The organism is Cutibacterium porci, from assembly GCF_009696315.1.
Classification (GTDB): Bacteria; Actinomycetota; Actinomycetes; order Propionibacteriales; family Propionibacteriaceae; genus Cutibacterium; species Cutibacterium porci.
This window is the reverse complement of the sequence record NZ_VUMG01000002.1, coordinates 44,753-68,891: the sequence shown is the minus strand read 5'-3', so window position 1 is coordinate 68,891 and position 24,139 is coordinate 44,753. Positions and strand designations below refer to the sequence as shown.

Annotated in this window: 26 protein-coding genes, 1 tRNA gene, 1 other RNA gene and 2 pseudogenes; 10 read left to right on the top strand and 20 right to left on the bottom strand. The window is 59.5% G+C overall.

Annotated features, from left to right (window positions below; all coding sequences use genetic code 11):
- From FYJ43_RS04220 to FYJ43_RS04190, 7 genes and pseudogenes are all read left to right on the top strand, one after another.
- Nucleotides 1-426, top strand: coding sequence for a hypothetical protein (locus tag FYJ43_RS04220; RefSeq protein ID WP_154562388.1), 426 nt, complete (start codon nt 1-3; stop codon nt 424-426).
- Nucleotides 427-437: 11 nt separating this feature from the next.
- The gene (locus tag FYJ43_RS04215) at nt 438-695 is read left to right on the top strand and encodes a hypothetical protein (RefSeq protein WP_154562386.1); all 258 of its coding nucleotides are present in this window, start codon (nt 438-440) and stop codon (nt 693-695) included.
- Nucleotides 676-1,458 (top strand): collagen-like domain-containing protein, encoded by a 783-nt coding sequence (locus FYJ43_RS04210; RefSeq protein ID WP_154562384.1) that lies wholly within the window; start codon nt 676-678, stop codon nt 1,456-1,458. The genes FYJ43_RS04215 and FYJ43_RS04210 overlap by 20 nt, the downstream gene beginning before the upstream one ends.
- Nucleotides 1,459-2,307 (top strand): annotated as a pseudogene (locus tag FYJ43_RS04205) (N-acetylmuramoyl-L-alanine amidase); the annotation flags it as partial.
- Nucleotides 2,308-2,309: 2 nt separating this feature from the next.
- On the top strand, nt 2,310-2,702 hold the full coding sequence (locus FYJ43_RS04200; protein WP_326833336.1) for a holin: 393 nt from the start codon (nt 2,310-2,312) through the stop codon (nt 2,700-2,702).
- Between the two features lie 2 nt (nt 2,703-2,704).
- Nucleotides 2,705-3,811, top strand: coding sequence for a hypothetical protein (locus tag FYJ43_RS04195; protein WP_154562380.1), 1,107 nt, complete (start codon nt 2,705-2,707; stop codon nt 3,809-3,811).
- A gap of 15 nt (nt 3,812-3,826) precedes the next feature.
- The gene (locus FYJ43_RS04190) at nt 3,827-4,315 is read left to right on the top strand and encodes a hypothetical protein (RefSeq protein ID WP_154562378.1); all 489 of its coding nucleotides are present in this window, start codon (nt 3,827-3,829) and stop codon (nt 4,313-4,315) included.
- Between the two features lie 64 nt (nt 4,316-4,379).
- Here FYJ43_RS04190 and FYJ43_RS04185 read toward each other — a convergent pair whose 3' ends face one another.
- The 18 genes from FYJ43_RS04185 to prfB all read right to left on the bottom strand — a co-directional run bounded on the left by FYJ43_RS04185 (nt 4,380) and on the right by prfB (nt 19,494).
- Nucleotides 4,380-4,772, bottom strand: a complete 393-nt coding sequence (locus FYJ43_RS04185) for a helix-turn-helix domain-containing protein (protein ID WP_154562376.1) — start codon at nt 4,770-4,772, stop codon at nt 4,380-4,382.
- Nucleotides 4,769-5,257, bottom strand: a complete 489-nt coding sequence (locus tag FYJ43_RS04180) for a hypothetical protein (protein ID WP_154562374.1) — start codon at nt 5,255-5,257, stop codon at nt 4,769-4,771. Before FYJ43_RS04180 ends, FYJ43_RS04185 begins: the two co-directional genes overlap by 4 nt.
- Nucleotides 5,258-5,350: 93 nt before the next feature.
- Complete coding sequence (locus tag FYJ43_RS04175; protein ID WP_154562372.1) at nt 5,351-6,187, bottom strand: hypothetical protein; 837 nt, start codon at nt 6,185-6,187, stop codon at nt 5,351-5,353.
- An 8-nt stretch (nt 6,188-6,195) separates the two neighbouring features.
- Nucleotides 6,196-6,564, bottom strand: a complete 369-nt coding sequence (locus tag FYJ43_RS04170) for a hypothetical protein (RefSeq protein WP_154562370.1) — start codon at nt 6,562-6,564, stop codon at nt 6,196-6,198.
- Between the two features lie 86 nt (nt 6,565-6,650).
- A complete protein-coding gene (locus FYJ43_RS04165) occupies nt 6,651-7,085 on the bottom strand; it encodes a hypothetical protein (protein WP_154562368.1) in 435 nt (144 codons plus the stop codon).
- 121 nt (nt 7,086-7,206) lie between these two features.
- Nucleotides 7,207-8,382 carry a tyrosine-type recombinase/integrase gene (locus FYJ43_RS04160; RefSeq protein WP_195839898.1) on the bottom strand — a complete coding sequence of 392 codons (1,176 nt, stop codon included), beginning with the start codon at nt 8,380-8,382 and terminating at the stop codon, nt 7,207-7,209.
- A 160-nt stretch (nt 8,383-8,542) separates the two neighbouring features.
- Nucleotides 8,543-8,913, bottom strand: a transfer-messenger RNA (tmRNA) gene (gene ssrA / locus FYJ43_RS04155).
- A 28-nt stretch (nt 8,914-8,941) separates the two neighbouring features.
- Nucleotides 8,942-9,574 carry a DUF1707 SHOCT-like domain-containing protein gene (locus tag FYJ43_RS04150; RefSeq protein ID WP_154562364.1) on the bottom strand — a complete coding sequence of 211 codons (633 nt, stop codon included), beginning with the start codon at nt 9,572-9,574 and terminating at the stop codon, nt 8,942-8,944.
- A gap of 98 nt (nt 9,575-9,672) precedes the next feature.
- Nucleotides 9,673-10,194 (bottom strand): DUF1707 SHOCT-like domain-containing protein, encoded by a 522-nt coding sequence (locus FYJ43_RS04145; protein WP_154562362.1) that lies wholly within the window; start codon nt 10,192-10,194, stop codon nt 9,673-9,675.
- Nucleotides 10,191-11,651, bottom strand: a complete 1,461-nt coding sequence (gene argH, locus FYJ43_RS04140; RefSeq protein WP_326833335.1) for an argininosuccinate lyase — start codon at nt 11,649-11,651, stop codon at nt 10,191-10,193. Before argH ends, FYJ43_RS04145 begins: the two co-directional genes overlap by 4 nt.
- Before the next feature lie 115 nt (nt 11,652-11,766).
- Nucleotides 11,767-12,963 (bottom strand): acetylornithine transaminase, encoded by a 1,197-nt coding sequence (locus FYJ43_RS04135; RefSeq protein WP_154563299.1) that lies wholly within the window; start codon nt 12,961-12,963, stop codon nt 11,767-11,769.
- A 10-nt stretch (nt 12,964-12,973) separates the two neighbouring features.
- Nucleotides 12,974-13,906, bottom strand: coding sequence for an acetylglutamate kinase (argB, locus tag FYJ43_RS04130; protein ID WP_154562360.1), 933 nt, complete (start codon nt 13,904-13,906; stop codon nt 12,974-12,976).
- The gene (argJ, locus tag FYJ43_RS04125; protein ID WP_154562358.1) at nt 13,903-15,069 is read right to left on the bottom strand and encodes a bifunctional glutamate N-acetyltransferase/amino-acid acetyltransferase ArgJ; all 1,167 of its coding nucleotides are present in this window, start codon (nt 15,067-15,069) and stop codon (nt 13,903-13,905) included. Before argJ ends, argB begins: the two co-directional genes overlap by 4 nt.
- Nucleotides 15,070-15,080: 11 nt before the next feature.
- Nucleotides 15,081-16,136, bottom strand: a complete 1,056-nt coding sequence (gene argC / locus FYJ43_RS04120; RefSeq protein ID WP_154562356.1) for an N-acetyl-gamma-glutamyl-phosphate reductase — start codon at nt 16,134-16,136, stop codon at nt 15,081-15,083.
- Nucleotides 16,137-16,232: 96 nt separating this feature from the next.
- Nucleotides 16,233-16,715, bottom strand: coding sequence for an SsrA-binding protein SmpB (smpB, locus tag FYJ43_RS04115; protein WP_154562354.1), 483 nt, complete (start codon nt 16,713-16,715; stop codon nt 16,233-16,235).
- A 46-nt stretch (nt 16,716-16,761) separates the two neighbouring features.
- Nucleotides 16,762-17,664 carry a permease-like cell division protein FtsX gene (gene ftsX / locus FYJ43_RS04110; protein WP_229771623.1) on the bottom strand — a complete coding sequence of 301 codons (903 nt, stop codon included), beginning with the start codon at nt 17,662-17,664 and terminating at the stop codon, nt 16,762-16,764.
- Nucleotides 17,665-17,690: 26 nt separating this feature from the next.
- Entirely contained in the window at nt 17,691-18,377 is a 687-nt protein-coding gene (gene ftsE / locus FYJ43_RS04105) for a cell division ATP-binding protein FtsE (protein WP_326833334.1), read from the bottom strand.
- A gap of 10 nt (nt 18,378-18,387) precedes the next feature.
- Nucleotides 18,388-19,494, bottom strand: a complete 1,107-nt coding sequence (gene prfB / locus FYJ43_RS04100; protein ID WP_326833333.1) for a peptide chain release factor 2 — start codon at nt 19,492-19,494, stop codon at nt 18,388-18,390.
- 159 nt (nt 19,495-19,653) lie between these two features.
- Here prfB and FYJ43_RS04095 point away from each other — a divergent pair.
- Both FYJ43_RS04095 and FYJ43_RS04090 read left to right on the top strand, forming a co-directional pair.
- Nucleotides 19,654-19,727, top strand: a tRNA-Val gene (locus FYJ43_RS04095).
- A gap of 121 nt (nt 19,728-19,848) precedes the next feature.
- Nucleotides 19,849-20,406: a DUF805 domain-containing protein gene (locus tag FYJ43_RS04090; RefSeq protein ID WP_154562352.1), complete on the top strand. Its 558-nt coding sequence runs from the start codon at nt 19,849-19,851 to the stop codon at nt 20,404-20,406.
- Between the two features lie 83 nt (nt 20,407-20,489).
- Here the strand turns inward: FYJ43_RS04090 and FYJ43_RS04085 are convergent, their stop codons facing one another.
- Nucleotides 20,490-22,826, bottom strand: coding sequence for an FtsK/SpoIIIE family DNA translocase (locus tag FYJ43_RS04085; protein ID WP_154562350.1), 2,337 nt, complete (start codon nt 22,824-22,826; stop codon nt 20,490-20,492).
- Nucleotides 22,827-22,845: 19 nt separating this feature from the next.
- Here FYJ43_RS04085 and FYJ43_RS12565 point away from each other — a divergent pair.
- A pseudogene (locus FYJ43_RS12565) lies at nt 22,846-23,118 on the top strand (amidase); the annotation flags it as partial.
- A gap of 31 nt (nt 23,119-23,149) precedes the next feature.
- Here the strand turns inward: FYJ43_RS12565 and FYJ43_RS04075 are convergent.
- Entirely contained in the window at nt 23,150-24,112 is a 963-nt protein-coding gene (locus tag FYJ43_RS04075; protein ID WP_154562348.1) for a thiamine-phosphate kinase, read from the bottom strand.
- Nucleotides 24,113-24,139 lie beyond the last annotated feature (27 nt).

Below are 24,139 nucleotides of genomic sequence, written 5' to 3'. Positions count from 1 at the left end.
ATGCTCGCCGACCTGCACCGGATTTTGCACCGCCCCCGCCTGGTCGTGCGCATCACAGTGCTGCTCGCCTGGACGCATGTGCTCATGCTGGCCCTGCACTTGGCAGGGCGGACGACCCCCGCGATCCTGCCCGTGCACGGGCTGGTGCAGCCGGTAGCCATCGTCGACGACTGGTGGTGGATTGGCGTGCACGGCGCCGCAATGGTCGTGCTCGTCGGTGCCGCTATCCGACCGTCGCACCTGTGGGGGATCGTCGGAGCGAGCATGAGCACCGCCGCCTGGGGTGTGTGGTCGGCGCTTGATTTGGCGTGGTCGATGGACACCAGACCACCCGCATCGCTGGTCGCCCCGATGCTCGGCCTGCTCGTGTGCACCCCGCTGGCTGTGCTGACTGCCGCCGCGTGGAGCGAGCACGACACAGACTAGGAGGCCGCCCTATGGGCCAGATGGCCTCGACACTCGTCACCGGTATAGCCACAGTGGTGGCAGCCCTACTCACCGCGCTACCGGCCCTGACGCACCGCTCCCGCAAAATTCAACGCCGCCAGGCCGCCCAAATCGACCAGCTAGAGGAATGGGTGTACGCGACCCGCGCCGAAATACGTCGCCACAATTTATCTCTCCCCGATAGCGTCCCGGTAATTTCCTTGCCCGATTTACCCGATTGGATGATTGATGCCGCACACGACGAATGAGCTCGAAACAGAACGCCGACAACGCCGATCGTCGGAGCGGCTGAATGTGTGGCAAGCTCTGATGCTCGCAATCCTGGTGGCCGCCGTTGCTGGCCTGACCGGCTGGGCCGGACACATCCAGGGCGAGCGCGACGCCGCCGGGTCGCAGGCCGCAGCCAACGCCGCCGAGGCGAAATCACTAGCTCAGCGGGTGAAGGCCGCATGTGCCACCGGAACAGATGAGGGCCGTTCACTACGGCAGGCTGGCCTGTGCGACGAGGCGAGCCGCGTCGAGTCGCGTGTCAAGGATGCCCCTGCCCCCGCCCCCGCCGCTGGCGCGCCGGGGCCAGCTGGCCCTATGGGTCCGGCGGGCAGGCCTGGGGCGCCGGGCAGGGATGCTACCGGGTCTCCGGGCCGCGACGGTCGGCCTGGCCGTGACGCCACCGGAACCCCAGGCCGCGACGCGACAGGGGCACCCGGCAAGGACGCTACGGGGGCTCCTGGCGCGCAGGGAAATCCTGGCCATGACGGCCTTCCTGGCGTCGACGGCCAGCCGGGCGCTGCAGGGCAAGCCGGGCCTGCCGGACCGGCGGGGGCCGACGGCAAGGACGGTAGAGACGGCGCGCCAGGCAAAGACGGGCGCGGCATAGCCTCCCTAACCTGCGACAGCGGCGAGCTGGTCGTCGCGTTCACTGACGGCACCACATCGACTGTCGCCGGGGCAACCGCATGTGCTCCGGCCGAAAAACCATCACCTTCCCCGACTGGCTCGCTCACCCCCTGAGAGGACACCATGCAATTCATTCAGGCCAAGCATCACGGTGGAAATGAGAATACGCCAGTGACAAGGCTGGTCATTCACGCCACGTGCCCAGATACTGGGTATCCGTCGGCATCCCGGGCGGGCAGGGCCGCCTCGACCGCACGATACTTCCAGTCGACATCCCGTCCTACCTCAGCCCACTACGTTTGCGACGTCACTGCCACAGTGCAATGCCTGTCGGAGGAGACCATCGGGTATCACGCCCCGCCCAATGCGCACTCGATCGGTATCGAGATTTGCGCCGACGGCGGGTCGAAATCTTCATTCGATAATCCATCGCATTCCTATACGCGTGAGCAGTGGCTATCCCCGCAAGTGTGGCCTGCCGTAGAGCGGGCAGCCATTCTTGCCCGCGACATTTGCCACCGACACCACATTCCGGTCCGCAAGCTTTCCACCGCCCAAGTAAAATCGGGAATGTCTGGTATTTGCGGGCACGATAACGTTTCTGACGCTTTCCACCAATCCGACCATGACGACCCAGGCCCCTACTTTCCTTGGGACCGTTTTATGGCCGCCATCACCAACACGCACCCAGAGGAGCTCACTATGGCCGATGTCAAGGAATTGAAAGCGAGCATTGTCTCCGCCCAGCAGCAACTGCACCACGACGTTGGTGTCGTCCAAAACCAAAACGGGATGCTCAAAAAGCAGATTGAAAACCTGTCCTGGGTGAAAAACCCGGTCACCGGTAAACTCTGGCGCACCAAGGATGCCCTGTGGAGTATCTGGTATTACATACTTGAGGTACGTACACGGCTACAAAAAATCGAGAATCGTCTGAGCGATCTGGAACGGAAAGTGAAGTGACTGTGGGTAAACAATTTTGGCTCGGCTGCTTCGAGCGCTCCCTGAAAACTTTTATCCAAACGTTCATCGCCACTCTCGGCGTTTCCGCTGGCGTCACCTACACGACTGACAGTCTCCGGGGACTGCCGTGGCTGTCAGCCCTCCTCACAGCGCTAGTAGCTGCGATACTGTCGGTGGCCACGTCGCTAGGCTCGCCCGAATTCGTGGCCGGAAATCAGTCCCCGGACGCCCACGCTGTGCTGTCGGCTGGCGGCGGCCTGCTGGAGCCTCCAGAGGATCACACCGTGACACTGTCGGCTGATGACGCCGGGATGATAGAGCCTCTCGACGAGACTCCGAGCGCGACTGCCGGTGAGCCTGGCTCGGTTTTCGTGGCACGCCACGCCGAGGAGTGAGCATGGCTGAGCCTGTACTGCCCTCCGCCTACGCGTACGGCTTTGTGACCGCCCGCGCTATCCGCGCTGTCGCCGACTCTACGAGCGCCGACGACCCCTACCCTGATGGTCCGCCCGTCGCCATGGACAAGGCGGTCACATTCAGGCCGCTTGAGACTGGGAGGATCATTCCCGGAGCCTCCCCCGAGCCGTCCATCAGGGCCCAGCATGAGGATATTGTCGCCGATTTCGACGCCAACGGCTACCTAAGTCTCAACGGCCAGCGCGGATTGTGGCTGTACACCGGCACATGGCAGGTATCATTCGCCGCCGCATTGGGCTGGACGCCATACCAGATCACGGTCACCACAGATCACACGACAGCACACCCGCTCGACCTGTGGACGGCTGCAGGCTGGCAGCCTCCCGACGCCTCCGCCCCGACCGTGACCCTGCTCGTGCCAGCCACGGTGCACGACGGAGACGTGCTCATCCGCGCCGGAAATGAGGTGTCTGGTGTCCCACAGTCAGCGTTTACTGGTCCTGCGGGGCCTCGCGGAGTGCAGGGTCCGCCGGGCCCGGCAGGTCAGCCGTCGACGCTCACCGGCACCGGTGTGGGACGCCCCGACATGCCAGCCACATTGGATCAGGCGGGTAGGACGTGGACTGCTAGTGCCCCGATCGGGGCGTTGTGGATTCCAACGGACGCCCCACAGAAAACATTCCTGTGGCAGAAACTCGCCACCGGCTGGACTGTCGTTTACGGCGACACCGGGATCATGGATGTCACAAAGAGACAAGAGTACACTAATTTTATTACAGCGGCAGACGGTAGCCTCACCCCGACAAACAATATTCCCGTCACGATACGGAGATACGGAAACATCGTTTGCTTCGATGCCTCTGTCGATCACACAAAAACTGGCGTCTCCATACTAGATAAACCGCTTCCGTCAGGGTTTAGGGTACGTTTCGCATTTAATCAACTATGCACAAACACGTCAATTAATATATGCAACATGTTTTTCAACGCGTCGTCTTCTAATAGCAATTTTTCTGGCCCAGTCGCATCTGGTGTCAGATTGCACGCTGAATGGATTACTGATGAAAGATGGCCAGCAACACTCTAGATGGGAAAACACGAAATGACGTCACTCATCGATGATGTGAAAAACATTTCCGACGCTGATCTGAACGACACTATCAACGCGCTCTATAGTGAGTCGAATCGTCGCCGAGTCGTCGCCGAAATCCCTCAGCAGGTCGCCGACGCTATCGACCACTACCAAGACGCCACCGGCATCACAGCCAAGCGTCGGCCAGTCGACGGCGGATACGCACAGTGGGCCCAGCCGACCGGGGCCCTCGACGCCTACAGGCTGGGTGATCTCGTCACCCACGGCGGAAAAACGTGGGAATCCACCGTCGACTCGAACGTGTGGGAGCCGGGTGTAGCCAACTGGCGCGAGCGCCAAGGGGATACGGTGCCAGAGTATCGGCAGCCGACCGGGGCTACCGACGCCTACCATAAGGGCGATCGTGTCACATTTGACGGCCATATTTGGGAATCCCTGGTCGACGGCAACGTGTGGGACCCGGCCATCTATCCGCCAGGCTGGACGCAAGTAAAGTAGACTCTCATCGCAAATCGTATGCCCCCGATCATCATGGTCGGGGGCATATTTTGCTGTATCACCGCTATGGTTGGGTGTATGTCACATTGCAGGTCATGCCCTGTTCTGCCAGGTGCTCGAGAATGTGGCCTTGAGCAGCAGCGTGAAGCCCTATCGGGTAAGGGAATCCGTCGCGTTCGGCACTATCCTGGGTGACGTAGCGTGACAGGTCGACGGTCTCCGGCTCGCCATACGTGTCAGCCATCGCAAGCGCGTACCCAACCGCGTCGGAGACAGTCCTGGTGAGCCAGGTCAGGCAGCCGACATAGTAGGCTGCGGCATCGTCGGGAATGTCAGCACCGTAAGCGACGCCCTCCCATCTCTGCACAGTGCGGATATTCACGTCTAAGGCGTCGGCGATATCGCGGTACGTTAGACCGCACGTTTCCCTGATCGTCCGCGCGGTGGCTGAATTCATGACGCCCTCCAATGATTGACGGTCGTGTTGAGTACAGTTTTGCCGCAAATGCCCGCTAGAAGCCGGTGCGGATGTTTTCCCGCGTGATAGGTGCTTGAGATAGTTCCGTGGGCTGGATCATTGTTGATCACCCAGTATGCAGTGTCGATGGCCCCGCAATTGAGCTTTCGGGATGCCGGGTATCCGTGGCTTTCTGACCAATGATCGGAGATACGAATGACTGATCGGCGGACCGTGAAGTAAACGGAGAGGCCGCGTGAGTGTCGCGACGCGTTGGTTGACTGCGAGATGTAGTCGAGGACGTAGTTTGTTTCATCAATAGTGATAGCTTTTCCGATGTTGCGCCTGTCAACGAACGCGAGGAGGGTGCGAGCGAGGGCATTGTCGATCTGGGTGAATGTTGCTACTGGGACAGTCCGGGTTTCCCATTCGTCGTCGCCGTTATCGGTGTGCGTCTTGCGGATAATGTCGCGAGTGTAGGTCATGGGTCGATCTCCTATCGTTGGTGCGGCCGGTGCCGTCTTGATAGCTCTATCATGCCATAAATTATGGCATTGTCAAGAGCGGGTGCATTGTCTCTAGCGCCGCCATACCATGACTGGCGTCGACGCCTTGACCGGAGCCCCATCGGGGCCTTTGAGATACGAGTGAATCCACCTGGGACGGTGCTCTCCCGAGGACGGGTACCACTGCTGACGCCAGTGGCCGCGCACAACGTGGCGCACGTGCAGGCGCCGCCCCGACTCGCCACCCGCGCCCGGTTCTGGCACAGTGCGCATTGGGCGCAGGTCGACGATAGTGATAGGCGAGGTCGACTCGCGCGCCCTGGCAGCCCGGGCCACATCCCGGCGCGGCTGATCCCGGTGACGCCGCTCGGCCACCTGGGGCTCCACCATGAGCGTCCAGGTTGCACCAAGCAGGGACAGCACACCGGCGGCATCCGGCCAGCGAGCCGTGCCCAGCCGTGGCATATCCTCGCTCGTCGCAGCAGTGCTAATGGAAGCCGAGGTGGGCATGATCCATCCAGCCTCGCCCAGCCTGATAATCGGCACCATGCTCATCGCGCCATCATGCAGGCACCACATAATCGCCGTCATCTGGCCGGCGTGCATGGCGAGCTCATCCTCGTCCCAGTAGCGCACTGCTGGGAGCCTGCCAGCCCACCACAGCAGGCCTGAGGTGTCCGGCATGGCCGCCGCGATGGACCATGCCGGCATGTCCTGGGAGGCGTCAAGGGCGACTCTCGTCATGTCCGCCGACACCCACCATAGACTGCCAGCCGCGATGGACTTGGCGGACCGTCTCATCGTGGCCGCGTCAGCGCTGCGAGGTCCGTCCGCATATAGGGCGACCCTCTGACCGATGAGCCCCAGCAGCTCGTGCCGCAGCCATGGCAGGTCGCGGGGGCCCGTCACCTGGCGTGTCACCTGGAATCGCTCCTACCTAGTGCCTCGCGGATGACTCGGCGTGACAGGCCGGTGCGCTCCATGAGCTCGGCCTCGGTGGCGTCGTCGCGGATGTAGGCTGCAAGGATGGCCCCCGACATGGCGATGCGGGCGTGGCTAGCGGCCAAGCGTGCGTCGCGCCACTGGTCGACAGCGTGCTCGAGAGTGTCATCGCCAAGGATGACCGTAGCTCCCCCTGTGAATCGCTCCTGATCTGGGTCCTCGTCGGGGTCGAGCCCCATGTCTGTGATGGCCTCGTCGAGGCGGTGCAGCTGCTCGCGCTGCTCGTCGGTAGTGTCCTCCAGCGCTGACCCAAGCCATGCGTCGAGCTCGTAGTCCTGCATCATGTCTGTCTCCTGTCTCATGCTGCGGCTGTCAGTCCTCATGCGCCGCCCCAGAGAGCGACTCCGGGGCGGCTGTTGTGTGTCTGCGCTCAGGCCCTGATGATCCCGCTGGCCAGCGACTCGCCGCCGGGCCTCCGGTAGCACAGGAGGATGGCGGTCGCCTCGCCGATGCCGGATACGTCCTCCAGATCGTCGTCCGAGAGGGGCCAGCGCGCCTGTGCTCCGATGAGGGCTCCGGTCATGGCGTGGTCGAGGTCGGTGAGACCCTCGTGCCAGCGGTGCAGGACATCGTCCGGGTCCCCGTCGCGCAGCCACCGTGCGGCGATGTCGTCGAGGCTGGCGTCTCCGTCGAGGATTGCCATGGCGGTGGAGCGGATGATGCCGTCCGGGTCGTCCCGGTCGCCGAGCTGAGCGATCGCGCCGTAGATGTCGGTCTCAGCCTCGAAGCGCTCGGCGTCGGTGAGCTCCCTCATGTCGGGGTAGCCGTAGGTGCTGTAGGTGATGGTGTTGCGGTAGGTGGTCATGTCGTCCTCCTCATGTCGTCCTGACACCATCAATAGTCCCCTATGGGGACAGGAGAGTCAACCTCACACTGGGAATCGCTCACAAAAGATGAGCGATTCCCAGTGTGCCATTGCCACCACATCACGGTGACGCCACAGAACCATCCATCAACCGCGCCAGCGCACGATCACGCTCAGCCGTCGCATGCTGGTAACGCAAGGCAACCTCAATCGAAGAGTGCCCGCCCCGGTGCATGAGCTCTGCCACTGTCGCCCCATGCTGAGCAAAAATCGTCAGCCCCGTATGGCGCAAGTCGTGGAACGTCAACCCCTCCAGGCCGCACGAAGCCCAGGCTCGCTTCCATATACGCCCAAATGTCGAGGGGTGGACAAACCCGCCCTCTGGATTTGACACCACGAGAGCATCATCGTCCTCCCCTGTAAACCGCTCCAGATGATCCCGCAGGATAGACATCACTCTCGGCGGCACAGAAATGACCCTGTCTCCGGCGTCACTCTTGGTGGGGCCGCTAGCAATCCCGCCACCAACAGGCCGAAACAGCGATGCGTGAACATGGATGGTCTCAGCCTCTAGGTCGACGTCACCGCGCCTCAGCGCCAGGACCTCCCCCTGGCGCAGCTGACACCAGGCGGCCAGCCAGACGGTCACCGCGAGGCTGTCCGGCATCGCAGCAGCCAGGTCGCGCACCTGCTCTGGCGTTGCGACATGATCCTGCACTACGACACGCACGGGGCGATGAACCGACGCCTCAGGGATCGCCACCGGCGAGACCTCGCACAAGTCGTTCCTGACACACCAAGACCAAAATGATCGCAGAGCAATGTAGGCGGTTCTCGTCTGGCCATTAGTGCGCGGGCGCACAACACCCCCCACAAGATTGGGAGGGCACGTCCCGTCACACAGCTGGGACCACCATCGTCGAATGTCTGACCGGCTCACGTCGCGGACACGACTCTCGCCCAGAACGGGCAGGATCGTGAGGCTGAACCGCGAGCGGTATGCACGCAGGGTCCCGTCACGACGCCCCGCTACGCTCAGCGCCGTCATCCAGTCCTCGAACGCCTCCGCCACCGTGGGGGCCTCCTCGGCGGCCTTCTCCTCACGCATCCGCTGATCCGGCGGCGACCACCCGCCGGTGGCGATAAGCCCTGCCTCGCGGTCGAGCCACCGGCCCGCCTGCCCCTTGGTGCGGAATGTCATCGGGGCCAGGTGCCGCTTCCCGTCAGGCCCCTTATATGAGGCCTGAAACATTCCGGACCGCTGGACTTTGATTGATCCCCACGACCTACGCGCCATGCCGGCATGATAGATGTATATGCATCTCCTCGCAACCCCCATGCATCTGTAGCGTGATGCATAGTATGCGTCTCTGCGACACTGTGCGCATATGCCGAGGTGGCCATAACCCCTAGCCAGACGCAAGAATCCCACCCTGACTAGGGGTGGGATTCTTTATATGTGGAGATGGCGGGAATTGAACCCGCGTCCTTGAAAGACCGTCCAGACATTCTCCGGGCGCAGTCGATGCTGTCGTTGTTGCTCGGCTCCTGCACTCACACCGACATGGTGCAGACAAGCCCAGTCACGGAAACGTCCCGTGCAGCCTCCGTGACCACGGCCGCACAGCAAGCCTTCTAAACGAGGCCAGAATCCGGACGGAAGGCTACATCCGGGCTGACCCTTCGATCACTGATCAGGCAGCGAGAGCGAAGTCAGTGCGAGTGTTCTCGGCACTTATAGGTTCCCAAGGATCGTTAACGAGTTGACCCTGGCTCCTCGGCCCGCTTCTCCTGGAACAACCATTCCAAGTCGAAACCAGTCATCCCCCTGTTGAGTTGTATCACTCAATAATACCTCATCGACCCAGACTTGCCGAACCGGGCGGGCGCGGCCTCCCACCCTTAAAGCTCCCACCATCAGCACTCCCACCGTTGACGTTCCCATCATCGAAAAATTTCAACGGAATCAGCCGAAGAACCGGGTTCGTCCATTCATGTCCCTCAAACGCTTTGGCAGCGTGCATGATCGTGCCAGCGAACCAGGCCATACCGATCAGTGGGAGCGTTACGATCATAAGGTTCGCCTTCGCGGCGATCCCCAGCACCACCATGCCCACGAGTAACGCGACGAGCTGAAAATTGGCCTGGTGAGCCACCTGGCGGCGCGTCCATGACCCCCGCGGCGATATTGCTACTCCCAACATTGGCCCTAGCGGGCCCAGGATGAACGGTGACAGCCCAATGAGCCCAGCCGCTAATGTTTCGCCTGTGGCGTGACGGGAAGACCGTCCGCCAGCAACCACCAGCCCAGCCAGAGCGGCGCTTAGGTCGGCGCGCGTCACCGCAGCCAGAGCGCGAGTCACCCTATTGTCAAACTCATTGGGCGAGAGTCGACCATCAATATAGCCATCGCGCAGAATGGCGACGGCTCGATCGCGTTCGACGTCGCTCACACGCCAGTCGTTTCGCCACGTCTGCCAGCTGCTCATATCCTCCAGCATGAACAAACAAGGTGGCCGAACCAACCCCGCACGCCTCGAGAGAGACTGTGGTCATATGCGCAATCAATAGACGCGCTACCAGCGTCTCAGTCTCGTCCTTGGAATCCCCGAACCGCTTGCACAATTGTGACCACCATCCATATCAGCGCCACAACACTGGAGCCCCAGCTATTGTGCAAGCCAATCGGGCCTGGCTCCAGTCCCATCTGCACGGCAAAGAAAGCAGTCTGAGTCACCAACTGGCGCGTGGTCTTACGGCGTGCCCATGACCCCTTGGAAGTCATCGCGAACCCAATAGCAGGTCCAATCGGACCGCTCACCAACGCCGACAACCCGCACCATCCCACACCAGTCGTTGGCCGCTTCTCGGGCACATCCGGTAATGGTGTTCTGATCCCTTCGGGAACGGACGGCTTAAAGGACGGCAGATTGCGATAGCTCTCGTCGAGCTCGGAGCGAGTCCGTGCTAATAAGGCGGTCTCCGTGCGACGTTCTCGCTCAATATCGTCGATTACGCCATGAGCATATGCGTCGTTAATATGGTCGAGAACTCTGTTCCGCTGCTCATCTGTCACCCGCAGTGACGAGTTGTCGGGCACTGTATTCATCGGGTTTCAGCGTTCTCGAAACCACGCAAGTCGTCAATCACCATGTGTAATTCGTTGATCTGCTCTGCCACGCGTTCCGGAGCGGTCCCGCCGCGTCCAACCCGAGAGCGTACCGATCCCTCTACCGTCATGACGTCGCGCACCTGCGGAGTAAGACGGGGATCGATCATGGCAAGCTCCTCGTCGGTCAGATCAGCCAGTTCCTTGCCCTGGGACTCAGCCTCGCGCACACACGCGCCAGATAACTCGTGCGCAACACGGAAGGGCACCCCCTGACGCACCAACCACTCGGCAACATCGGTGGCCAACGAGAATCCCTGACCAGCCATCTCAGCCATCCGTTCAGTGTTGAATACGGCGGTGTCTATCATGCCGGTGACAGCCGGTAGCAGCAGGTGCAGCTGATCAATCTGGTCAAAGACTGGCTCCTTGTCTTCTTGAAGATCACGAGCGTAGGCGAGCGGCATACCTTTCAACGACGCCATCAAACCAGCAAGGTCTCCAATAAGTCGTCCGGCCTTGCCCCGCGCAAGCTCAGCAATATCCGGATTCTTTTTCTGCGGCATGATCGACGATCCCGTCGAGAACGAATCGTCAAGGGTAACGTAGCCAAACTCGCGAGTATTCCAAATAATGATCTCCTCGCTAAGCCGCGACAAATCAACTCCGACCTGGGCGGCGACAAACGCGAATTCGGCGACGACGTCTCGAGCTGCGGTGCCGTCGATAGAGTTCGGCACTGACGACGAGAAACCAAGATCTCGCGCTACTGCGTCTGGGTCCAGACCCAATGACGATCCGGCTAGCGCCCCGGATCCATACGGCGAGCTGTCGAGTCGCGCATCAAGATCACGGAACCGTTGCACGTCGCGGACCAACGGCCACGCATGAGCCAGCAGATGATGGGCCAGTAGTACCGGCTGGGCATGTTGCATGTGAGTGCGACCGGCAATAACCGCGTCGCCGGCTTCCTCAGCTCGTCGGGCTAGCACCTCGGCAAGCCCTAAAATCTCCCCCGCAAGACTGCGAACCTCCTCGCGCAAATAACGCCGCAGCAGTGCGATAATTTGGTCGTTGCGAGAACGCCCGGCACGCAGTCGTCCTCCCAGGTCCTCACCGGCACGCTCGATGAGGCCACGCTCCAGAGCAGTGTGAACATCCTCGTCTTCGGGCTGGGCCACAAAACGACCCGACATAACGTCATCTTCCAAGGTGGTGAGAGCCTTGAGCATCCCCTCATATTGATCGTCATCGAGGAGACCGGCAGCATGGAGCACTCCGGCATGGGCCCTCGATCCAGCAATATCGTGTCGAGCCAGCCGCCAATCGAACTGAGTTGAGACTGACAGCGCCGCCAACGCCTCAGCTGGGCCGCCCGAGAATCGTCCGCCCCACAGCGCCATCGGGCGATGAGGTTCAGCGCTGTTCTGGGCATGGTCATGCGGTTCGGTGGTCACAAAAGCTCCTCAATCGGGGACGTGTTTTCAGCTTACCTATCCCCATCCTTGAACCTCACGCGTGTCCCACGATGAAGAATTGTCCGGGGGAAGAATCATCAAGTGGTGGGAATCGTCAAGATCTCACGCTGTCGATGAGGCCAGGAAGAGCATCGACGAAGGACTGCGCCTGAGCCTCCGTCAGAACATAGGGCGGGGCCAGCCTCAGCGTGGATGGGTTAGCGGCGTTGACGATAAATCCGGCATCGCGAGCAGCAACAACGAGATCACCCGCTATGTCTGAGTCGAACTGGATGCCAAGAAGAGCGCCACTCCCCCGTACCTGCGTGATACTAGGATGGCATTGCTGCAATGCGGTCGACATCAAGGCGCCGATCTTGCGAACATGGGCCAGTAAGTCATCGGATTCGATGGTAGAAATGACTGCACACGCAACAGCGCACGCTAGCGCATTGCCCCCAAAGGTGGTTCCGTGCTGCCCTGCCGTGAGAACCCCAGACACGTGTGGACCGAACGTCACCGTTGCCCCGATAGGAAAGCCACCTCCCAACGCTTTTGCCGTCGTCATAACGTCGGGAGTGATGTGAGCACCTTGGTGCGCAAACCATCGACCAGTGCGCCCCATTCCGCATTGCACTTCGTCAACGACCATGAGGGCGTCGTGGCAGACCGTCAGCTCGCGTACCTGGCGTAAGTATTCACGCGAAAGCGGGACGACGCCAGCTTCACCTTGAACAGGCTCCACAAATACCGCCGAAACATCGCCTTTGTCTAACTCATGGCACAACGTGCCGTGGTCGTCAGGAGCAACGAATGTGACATCAATGGCCGAGGGGCCAAAAGGTTGGCGATAAGCAGCCTTGTGCGTCAGCGCAAGGGCACCGAGCGTGCGGCCATGAAATGCATGGTCGAGTGCAATAATGCGTCCGTTCTTACGCGCCAAACATATTTTTATCGCCGCTTCATTGGCCTCCGTGCCAGAATTCGAGAAAAAGACCGCAGATCCCTCTGGTGCTTTGGCTAGGGAAAGCATTTTTTCTGCAAGATCAAGCTGAGGCCTGGTGGTAAAGAAGTTCGAAACATGAGCCAACGTTTCCGCCTGATGTGTCACCGCTTTGACCCATGCCGGGTGGGCATAGCCCAGCGCGTTAACTGCGATTCCGCCAAGCAGGTCAAGGTATTCATTACCGTCACTGTCGACGACAATGCATCCATAACCATGGTCGAGGCATAATTGGGGACTACCGAATACGCCCAGGAGAGCGCTATGGTAGCGTTCTTGCCAATCACCGGGAGTCGACTGTTGAATCATCGTCATCCCCCTATACGTAGTCGTCACGACGAGCCATTGTTCCAACACCTTTGGTTGTAAAAATCTCCAGCAAAAGAGCATGCTCAAGGCGGCCATCCACAATCACGGCACTCGATACTCCTCCGTCAATAGCGTCGAGCAAGGCCTGCCCCTTTGGCCGCATGCCTTCTCCTAGACGTGGAATCATCGCGCGCAAATCACTCGCGGAAATCTCAGAAATGAGGGTGTGAGGATCTGGCCAGGTGCCATAAATCCCAGCGACGTTTGTCAGCATCACCAGCTTCTCAGCGCACAATGCCTGTGCAATTGCGGTAGCAGCCGTATCGGCGTTAACGTTGAGAACCTGTCCAGTCGGATGACCTGCCTCGTCAACCTCAGGACTCACCGGTGCAATAACCGGAATCTGACCGCGATCAAGCATGGAATTAATGAGATCGGTGTTGACGTCAACAATATCTCCTACCAGACCCATATCTATCTGTTCACCATCAACAATGACCCGCGACCTCCGCGCCGACAATAGTCCAGAATCTTCACCCGACATGCCGGCCGCTAATGGCGCATAGGAATTGATGCGATTCACAAGCTGACGTCCCACTTGACCGACGAGCACCATTCGAACAACCTCCATAATCTCTGGAGACGTCACTCGTAAACCGTTGCGGAACTCGACGGGGGTAGCAGACTCAGCAAGCATGGCATTGATCTGAGGTCCGCCGCCGTGAACAACGATGGGGCGGATTCCCACCGAAGCCATAAAAACGATGTCGTCAGCAAAGGCCTGCTGTAATCCTGGATCAACCATCGCATTACCGCCATATTTCACGACAACAGTGCGCCCTTGGAATCGCCGGATCCACGGCAGTGCCTCTACGAGGACCTCGGACTTCCGCTGAGCCGAGAATTGAGAATCATTAAGGGGGATATCATAAACGAGGGTCATGATGTGTATGCGCTGTTCTCTTCTACGTATTCGTGGGTAAGATCATTAGTCCATACTGCGGCTTCTGCGTTGCCCGCGTGCAACTCAATATCAATATGAACCTCACGCGGCCTCATATCGACGCGGTTGCGGTCTTCGCCAATAGCCCCGGATTGACAGATCTTGATGCCATTAATAGACACATCAATCTTGTCAGGATCAAAGGGAGCTACACTCTCTGGAACGCATCCGACCGCAGCGACAATTCGACCCCAGTTAGGGTCATTACCCGAAATAGCCGTCTTAACGAGATTAGATCGCGTCACCTCACGGGCCACCGCCACAGCAGCCTCGGTACTCGTCGCACCTGTGACAGTCACTTTGACGTCATGGTGAGACCCCTCAGCGTCAGCAACGAGTTGACGAGCCAAGCTGGCGCATAGCGCAGTGAGTGCCTCAACAAGTACGTCACCTGTCAAGCTGACGCCGGACGCTCCCGAGGCCATAGCGACAACCGTGTCATTGGTTGACATACACGCATCCGAATCAACCCTACTAAACGTGACGTCGCATGCCTTGGCTAGGGCACTCTGAAACTCCTTGGGATCGACGACAGCGTCAGTGGTGACAAAGACAAGCATCGTCGCCAGCTGCGGAGCCAGCATCCCAGCCCCCTTAGCGATACCGCCGAATCGCGCATTGCCGGCATCAATTGTCGCCATCTTCGGGACGGTGTCGGTCGTCATGATCGCTCGCGCCGCCGAAGTATTGGCATCATCTCCCCTATTCAGAGCACGATCGGCCATGCCCGCTCCTGCCAGGATGGCTGGCATATCGAGCCGTACCCCGATGACTCCGGTTGAGGCAACAACTACGTCATGCGGTGTGCATCCAATGAGCGTTGCAACATGTTCAGCTTCGCACTGACAGTCAGCGAAACCATCAATCCCCGTACAGGCATTCGCGACGGCTGCGTTAGCAATGACAACTCGGGCCTTGTGATCGGCAATCACACGACGCGACCACTGCACTGGCGCAGCGCACACACGGTTTGTTGTAAATACCCCAGCAACGACGTCGTCAGGACCGTCATTGACAATGAACGCAAGGTCAGGGGCTGACGTCGATCGCAACCCAGCCTGGACACCACTGGCACGGAACCCGAGGGGATAAGTGACGGACATGAATCCTCCTATTATGGATTGAGGCCAACGAGGGGAAGCCCAGCAGTCTCGGGGAGGCCGAAGGCCACATTGAGACACTGAATGACGGCACCGGCTGTCCCCTTGACGAGGTTGTCTAGCGCGACGACGACGGTGGCAAGCCCGTTTTCGGGATCGCCCACCGCATTGATGTGCGTCATGGCGGATCCGACGACGTCGTGAGTATCTGGATAGGCGTCAGGAATGTGAATGAGTGGTTCGTCGTCATATACCTCATGCAACCGTCCACGAAGTTCCTCGGTGGAGGCTTGCGACGGTGCAGCGCATACCGCAAGAATTCCTCTGGTCATGGGCACGAGCACCGCACTGATGCTCAGGCGCGGCTCCTCAGCTCCCGCCATGCGAAGTGACTGCCTGATCTCGGGAATATGACGATGCGCGTGACCAACTGAATACGGGTGAGCGCCCCCGCTCATCCGGGAAAACGTGAGATCTAGTCGACTGGATTTTCCAGCCCCGGACGTCCCAACAATGAGGGTAATGACCGTCTGGCTCGTGTCGACACTATTGACAAGGGGCGCCAAGCCCAACGCGACCGCAGAGGCATTGCACCCTGGCCCGGCGATACGGGTGGCACCCACGAGCTGATCGCGTTGCGAACCACCCTCGGCTCGCGGCAGCTCGGGAAGCCCGTAGGCCCAGGTACCTGCATGGTCGCCGCCATACCACCGTTGCCAGTCAGAGGTCGACGCCAGCCGAAAGTCTGCCCCCGCATCGACGATGACAACGTCAGGGTTGATCTGCGCTATCCCTCGGGCGATCCGCCCGGAAGCCCCATGCGGTAGGGCCAGCACGACGGCGTCATGAGCAGCGAGGCGTTCGACGTCGATCTCGCTCAGGATTCGTGTCCCAGCTGCCCCGGCAAGGTGGGGCATGACGTGTCCCAACGAAAGTCCGGCCTGGCTATAAGCGGCAAGGTCACCCGTCGTGAGCTCCGGGTGTCCAGACAGCAAGCGCACAACTTCGGCTCCCGCATATCCAGACGCCCCGGCGACGGCAACAGTGAATCCTTTTGCGCTCATGTGCATATTTATACACTGGATTGCGCTCGAGCCCAAGCTGGCTCACGATGTGACGAACGCCAGCCACCCCGCACCTATATCGACGATGCAGTCGACGAGGGGTCAACGTTTGCGATTGCGCACCCGATTTGCAAGAGCCCGCTGAGCTTCACGCTTGGCATCGCGCTCCCGTATGGCCTGACGCTTATCCCAATCCCTCTTACCGGTACCAACGGCAATCTCGACCTTGGCGTAGCCGTCCTTGAAATAGAGCTGCAAAGGAATGATCGTCTTTCCCGGACCATCCGCCTCGCGAGAAAGCTTGGCGATCTCACGCTTATTGAGCAAGAGCTTGCGTTTGCGCATCACACTGTGATTTCGCCACGTTCCGAACGCGTACTCGGGAATGTGGAGGTTGTACATCCACACCTCACCACGGTCATCAACCTGGGCGAAGGCATCAGTGAGCGTAGCTTTGCCGGCGCGCAAGGATTTCACCTCAGTGCCCTGCAAAACGAGACCGGCCTCCCATTTGTCACCGATGGTGTAGTCATGGGTAGCGCGACGGTTACGCGCAACCACCTTAACTCCCTGCTCCCTAGGCATGACAAACCTCCTTCGACACAGGATTTTTCATCCTATATGAAAGACATCAGACTCTGAGGTACTTCCGTGTCGCAACGTACGCAGGCACCACAGACAACACAGCTGCAACAATGACCATCCATGCAATCGACGTCCAGACCTGCGGCCACCCAATCCAAGCCAACGTTGTGATCGAGTGCGCCATCTTGCGCATAACGACCACATCAGCGCCCAACGCCAAGGTGACACAGGCAAGGAGCGCACCAATGAGACCTGCAATGAGGGATTCAAGAAGGAAAGGCATGAGGATATAGGTATTGGACGCACCTACAAGTTTCATGATTCCCAGTTCTCGGCGTCTGGAGAAGGCCGCCATCCGTATCGTATTACCGATTTGCAAAGCTGCCGCGACAAGCAAAAGCACAGACATTCCAAAAGTGACCCATCTCAGGGCGTTCATCCACAGGAATATCGGGTCTAAAACATTATGTAAGTCAACAACCGACTGTACCCCGGGCAGGCTTTGAGCTTCGGTCACAACTCCCTGGTACTGCTGAGGATCAACCAGCTTGACGCGGTACGAATCCTGGATAGTGTCCTCTGTCAAGACATCACGCACTGGAGAATCGGCATAGATACGCTGATATTCCTCGAATGCCTCATGTTTAGACTCGTAATAGACGCGAGACACCTGCGGATTAGACTCTAACGCTTGACGAATAGCGTCTTTCTGGGCTTGGGTGGCAGCTTTGTCGCCCGAGCATTGGGACCCAGAAACGCCATCAACACAGAGGAAGACCGATACCTCTACCTTGTCGTACCACTTACCCTTGAGCAGGTCGACCTGCTGTGTTGCCAACAGGGCCGCCCCGAATAGGGACAGGGACACCCACATCGTGACGATGACAGCCAGGGTCATCGCCGCGTTTCGGCGTAACCCAGACCACGTCTCTCGCAAGGTGTGACGCATGTACTTCCTCGTTCTTTATCGGGGATTCAGGAATTGCGGTAGACGCCCTCGTTCTCGTCACGGACGACGTGTCCGCGCTCGAGTTCGATGACTCGTCGCCTCATTTGGTCGACGATCGTCGAGTCGTGAGTGGCCATGACGACGGTTGCACCGGTGCGATTGATACGATCAAGCACCTTCATGATGCCCACTGCGGTATCGGGATCAAGGTTCCCGGTAGGCTCATCAGCGATGAGAATTTTAGGGCGATTCACAAAAGCCCTAGCTAGCGCAACACGCTGCTGCTCGCCACCAGACAGTTCGTCAGGCATCCGCTTTTCCTTGCCCTCCAAACCGACGAGTTCAAGGGTTTCGGGGACGACGTTACGGATCTCCTTCATCGACTTACCTATAACCTGCATCGCGAAGGCGACGTTCTCATAGACCGTCTTGCCCGGGAGCAAACGGAAGTCCTGAAATACCGTGCCGATCTGGCGCCGCAGCGCGGGAACTTTCCACGACCTCAACTGGTTAAGGTTCTTACCAGCGACATACAGCGTGCCACGAGACGGGCGATACTCGCGCAAAATGAGTCGGATGAACGTCGATTTTCCTGACCCGGACTGCCCCACAAGGAAGACGAACTCCCCCTTGTTGATGTCGACATTGACGTCAGACAAAGCCGCCTGGCTCTGCCCGCTATATATCTTCGTGACATTGTCGAAGGTAATCACGTCTGCCCCGTCAGTCAGTCTCGTTCTTACGGCGCCAACGAATACCGGCGTCAATAAAATCGTCAATATCTCCGTCGAAGACGGCGTCGGTATTGCCGACTTCATGATTAGTACGCAGATCCTTCACCATTTGGTAGGGATGCAGCACATAGGAGCGCATTTGAGCTCCCCATGAGTTGCCCTCCGCCTTCAACGAATTCATCTCGGCTTCCTGCTCTTCGCGGGCCTTCTCGAGCAGTTTGGCCTGCAGAACACGCAGTGCGGCCGCCTTATTCTGGATCTGCGAGCGCTCGTTCTGACAGCTCACCACAATGCCGGTCGGAAGGTGGGTCAGACGAACGGCGGAGTCAGTAGTGTTCACCCCCTGGCCGCCGGGACCCGAAGCATGGAAGACGTCGACGCGCAGGTCTGACTCTGGAATGTCGACGTGGTCGGTCTCTTCAACGACGGGTAGCACCTCGACGCCAGCGAAGGAGGTCTGACGGCGTCCCTGATTATCGAAAGGACTAATCCGCACCAAACGGTGAGTGCCTTGTTCAACTGAAAGGGTGCCGTAGGCGAATGGCGCATGGACGACAAACGTAGCCGATTTGATGCCTGCTTCCTCGGCATACGACGTGTCGAGGATTTCAACCTTGTAACCGTGGCGCTCGGCCCACCGCAAATACATACGCAGCAGCATCTCTGCAAAATCAGCGGCGTCCACGCCACCGGCCTCGGAACGAATAGTGACGACAGCCTCGCGCTCGTCATACTGACCCGACAGCAAGGTCCTCACCTCGAGAGCGTCAATCTCCTCCCGGAGCTTAACCGTCTCGGTCGTTGCCTCAGCCAGGGAATCTGTGTCGTCGTCGGCAGCCGCAAATTCCAACAGTACGTGGACATCCTCGATCCGCGCGCGCAGCCGCTCCAGGCGCTCGATTTCTGCCTGCAGGGCCGACAGCCGAGAGGTTACCCGCTGCGCATTTTCCTGGTCGTCCCACAGATTGGGGGCGGCCACCTGCTTCTCGAGGTTCGCGATCTCCGCCCTCTTCGCCTCAGGATCGAGAACATTCTCAATCGAAGCCAAGGATGCGTCGAGGTCCTCAACGGTCTGCTGAAGGTCTACCAATGCCACGTTGACTAACTCTACAGGGACGCAACGACAACTCTCGTGACATGATTTCCGACCGTGGCGCGTGTGTTCCGAGTAATACAACCGCTAACGTAAGCGCACCCAAGGCGCATGTGTGTGGCCAATAGGCGGACATGGCGCGTATCCGCTAGAGTAGTCGCCGGGCGCATAGCTCAGTTGGTCAGAGCGCCTGCCTTACACGCTGGAGGTCGCCGGTTCGAGCCCGGCTGCGCCCACTCGATGCGATGAATACGCAGAACATCCCCACTCACGGTTCATTCCTGTACGGCAACCGTTGGACCTTTCTACGCTAGCGTATGTCCTGTCAGCATCAACCATACGAGAAGAGGTGTCCGCATGACGGAGCCGAACGACCCGTACCGAACCGATAACGCCGGTACTTCGGCGTGGCCAAGCCAGTCCCAGCATGATCCCTACGGACAAACCAGCAGTCCCTATGGGATGCCCAATCCGTACGGCGATCCTGCCTTTGGTGCGGACGGATCAAACCATCGTCGGCCAAACGTGAGTTTCGGTCGCGCGATCAAGCTCTTCTTTAAGAATTACGCGGTGTTCCACGGTCGTGCTTCCCGATCAGAATACTGGTGGGTCGCCCTGTTCAGCGCGCTCGTTAACGTCGCTCTCAACATCATTAATACCGGAACCGGTGGCACAAACGACAACCCAACAACGGTCTATCTCGTGCTGGCAGCTATCTGGTCTCTCGGCACACTCATCCCGGGCCTCTCTTTGGCAGTGCGCCGACTTCACGACGCCAATCGCTCCGGGTTCCACCTATTTTGGCTGCTCCTACCCTTCATCGGATGGATCGTCCTATTGGTCTTCTTCTGCCAGAATTCCCATCCCGATGCTTGGCACAAGTATGACGACGGTCCTCTACCAGCAGAGGATTAATCGTCCACATCATTCATGACGCGCGACGATTCCTCGCTCACGGTACGCGAGGAATCGTCGTTGTGGCATGCAGTACGAGCGCCTTATCCCTCCGCCTGGAGATTGGCCAATACGTCGTCAAGATCATCCGGCTTGACCAAAACATCCCTTGCCTTGGATCCCTCCGAAGGCCCGACGACGTTGCGGGTCTCGAGAATATCCATGAGGCGGCCAGCCTTAGCGAACCCCACACGCAACTTACGTTGCAACATCGACGTTGACCCCAGCTGCAACTCGACTACGAGTTTCGCCGCCTCCAAGACGAGCTCCAGATCGTCACCAATATCCTCGGCCACCTTCTTCTCGACGGTCGGAGCAGCGACATCATCGCGATAATGGGCCTCCATCTGGGACTTAACATGCGCGACAACCTGGTGAATCTCAGAATCAGACACCCAGGATCCCTGCACACGCACCGGTTTTGACGCACCCATCGGCAGGAAAAGCCCGTCGCCTTGACCAACCAACTTCTCGGCACCCGGCTGATCCAAAATCACTCGTGAATCTGTCATCGACGACGTCGCGAAAGCTAACCGTGACGGGATATTGGCCTTGATGAGGCCGGTACATACGTCGGTCGACGGACGCTGAGTTGCCAGCACCAAATGAATACCGGCCGCACGTGCCAGCTGAGTAATACGAACAATTGAGTCCTCGACGTCGCGAGGAGCGACCAACATAAGGTCAGCCAACTCGTCGACGACAACCAACAGGTATGGGTATGGCGCTAAGACCCGCTCCGATCCGGGCGGCAAGGTGACCTCGCCAGCCCGTACAGCCTTGTTGAAGTCTTTGACGTGACGGAATCCGAACGCCGCCAGATCGTCATAACGCTGATCCATTTCGCGTACCACCCACTGCAGGGCTTCGGCGGCCTTCTTTGCGCTAGTGATGATGGGCGTCACCAAGTGTGGAATGCCCTCGTATTGGGTCAGCTCAACCCGCTTGGGGTCGACAAGCATCATGCGCACCTCGTCAGGAGTAGCGCGCATCATGACCGACGTAATGAGGGAATTCACGAAACTCGATTTGCCAGAACCAGTAGCGCCAGCGACTAGCAAGTGAGGCATCTTAGCGACGTTGGCGATAACAAATCCGCCCTCGACGTCTTTACCCAGTCCGACGACTAGCGGATTGTGATCATTGCGGGCCTTCGACGAGCGCAACACATCCCCCAAGGACACAATTTCCTTGTCCCGGTTCGGAATCTCAATGCCGATAGCGGATTTCCCAGGGATCGGCGACAAGATCCGCACGTCAGGGGAGGCGACTGCGTAAGCGATGTTCTTGCTCAAGGCGGTGACTTTTTCTACCTTGACGGCCGCTCCCAGCTCGACCTCATATCGGGTGACCGTCGGACCGCGAGAATAGCCCGTCACTTGAGCGTCGATACCGAACTCGTCGAAGACTGTTGACAACTTGGAAACAACGGCATCGGACGCATCGGTGCGTGCCTGGGGTACTGAGCCCGGCTGCAGTAGATCCGATGCGGGCAGGGTGTAAGCGATGTCCCCTGATAACTGCAACTGCTCCACCCGGGCCGGCATCGGTTCATGGGCCGGCGGTTCGAGGTCGGTGTGCTCGTGGACAGTGAAGCCCTGTGGCAGCCCGGCAGTTGTGCGAACTTTCTCCGGTTCGCCCTGCCCTGGTACGTCCAGGGAATCATCGGTCGACGCTAATGGTGCCTCGGCATCAAAGATGGCATCGAGGCTCTCGTTAGTGCGCTCGGAACTGCTCGTGTGCGTGCGCACAGGCTCCATCTGTTGAGTAACGGCGTCATCATCACGGCGATCAACGAGGGTATCCCCAACCAACGGCGTGTCATATGCCCGACGAGACTCAATGTCACGAGGCTTGACGGCAGAACGGCGCGACGCTTGGCGAACTCGGGCTGCGCCGTCAATTAATGGTCGTCCCACCACGAGTAACACGCCTAAAGCCGTAACAACAACGAGCAGTGGTAACGCAGCCCACGTTGTCAAGAGGTCCGCGAATAGGCTCGATGATATGTATCCGAGCATGCCGCCGGCAGCACGCACCGCCTCAGGACGGTCCGGGCGTGGCAGGCCGTGGGCAATGTTAATAACCCCAAGAAGACCAAGAAAGAAACATGTCCATCCCAGCACCTGACGTCCGCCAGTACCGATCGTGGCCGGGTGACGCAAGGTGTGCCACATCGCGGCTAAACCGAACAGCGGAAGGGCATAAGACAGCGATCCGAAGATGGTCGCAACCCCGATTCGCAGTCCATTGCCAAATCCGCCCGGTAAATCGAACCAGAATCCAGCGGCAACGAGGCCCGACAGCAACAGCAAGACCAAACCAGTGCCGTCATGAGTGATACCAGGCTCAGTAGGTCTGCCACCGATCCCTCGAACCATGCTTCCTAATCCCCTCGCAATGCCCGACCACGTCACCGATAGCACCTGGGCTACCGGGTTAGTGGACGCGGGCGCACTGGGAGGCGTCGACCTACTCCGCGAGCTGGTCGACGTTTTCTTGTTGCTTCCGTTCGAGCGTGCACCCGAGCTACGCGACGATTTCTTCGCCGTCGTCTTTCGGGGCCGCGCTGGGGAAGACGCACGGGTCGCCATGTCATTGACGTTATCAACCGAGACCACCACGGCCCTAGAGCCGATGCGGGGAGTCACGGGATTAGTCGTTGCGCCACGAGCTCGATGGCAACATCAACGCCGCCATCGCCTCAAGAATGAAAGTGAGTCCAGCCACGTTCGTGTTCCCAAGCTTGTCCGTCAACAAGAACTGTGGGATCCGAAACCTGGTCAGGAGGCAGCACACGCCCGATGACAGTCCACCCATCCGGAACAGTGTTCGGGGCAAAGGTCGCTGCTAAGGCATGGTCCTCTCCTCCTGCGAGCACCCAGGTGAGTGGATCCACCCCAGTAGCCATACCGACGGTGCGCACCGGTTCGGCAACATCCAGCTTCGAGGTATCAATGTCGATGGCGAAACCGGACATCTCGGCGATATGTCCTAGGTCAGCTAGCAGACCGTCCGACACGTCGATCATCGCATGCGCTCCCGCCTTGGCTGCCACCCGGCCTTGACCGTAGGGAACCTCCGGGCAACGTTGGGCCGCGACAGCAGCCCGGGGAGAGCGGAAACCACGCCCCAGAAGGACCAAACCGGCGCCCGCCAACCCCAGTTGACCAACAACCGCAACCTCATCACCGGGGACAGCGCCGTCACGACGCACAGGTGCCATACCGGCGGTCTGGCCGATGACCGTCACAGCGATACTGACGACCGGCCCGCCCGTGGTGTCGCCTCCGACGACGCTTACTCCAGCCTTGTCAGCCTCGGAAGCCATCCCGGCCATGAATTCACGAGCCCACGCTGCCGGTAGATCACCGGGAGCGGAAAACCCCACGACGACAGCAACCGGGACGGCGCCCATCGCCTCAATATCGGAAACGTTGACCGCCACAGCCTTGCGACCCACGTCGGTCGCCGTCGACCAACGGCGTCGGAAATGGACCTCCTCGACAAGGACATCAGTGGAAACAACTGCAGAACCGTCGATCTGGAACACCGCGCCGTCGTCGCCTGGGCCGAGAGTGACCGCCTGCCCCATCGCCAGATCTGCGACCATCGAGGAGATGAGGGGGAACTCCCCTACCTGGGAAATGGTCGTCGTGGTGGCCATGGGATCTCCTTATCAACCGGTCAGAGA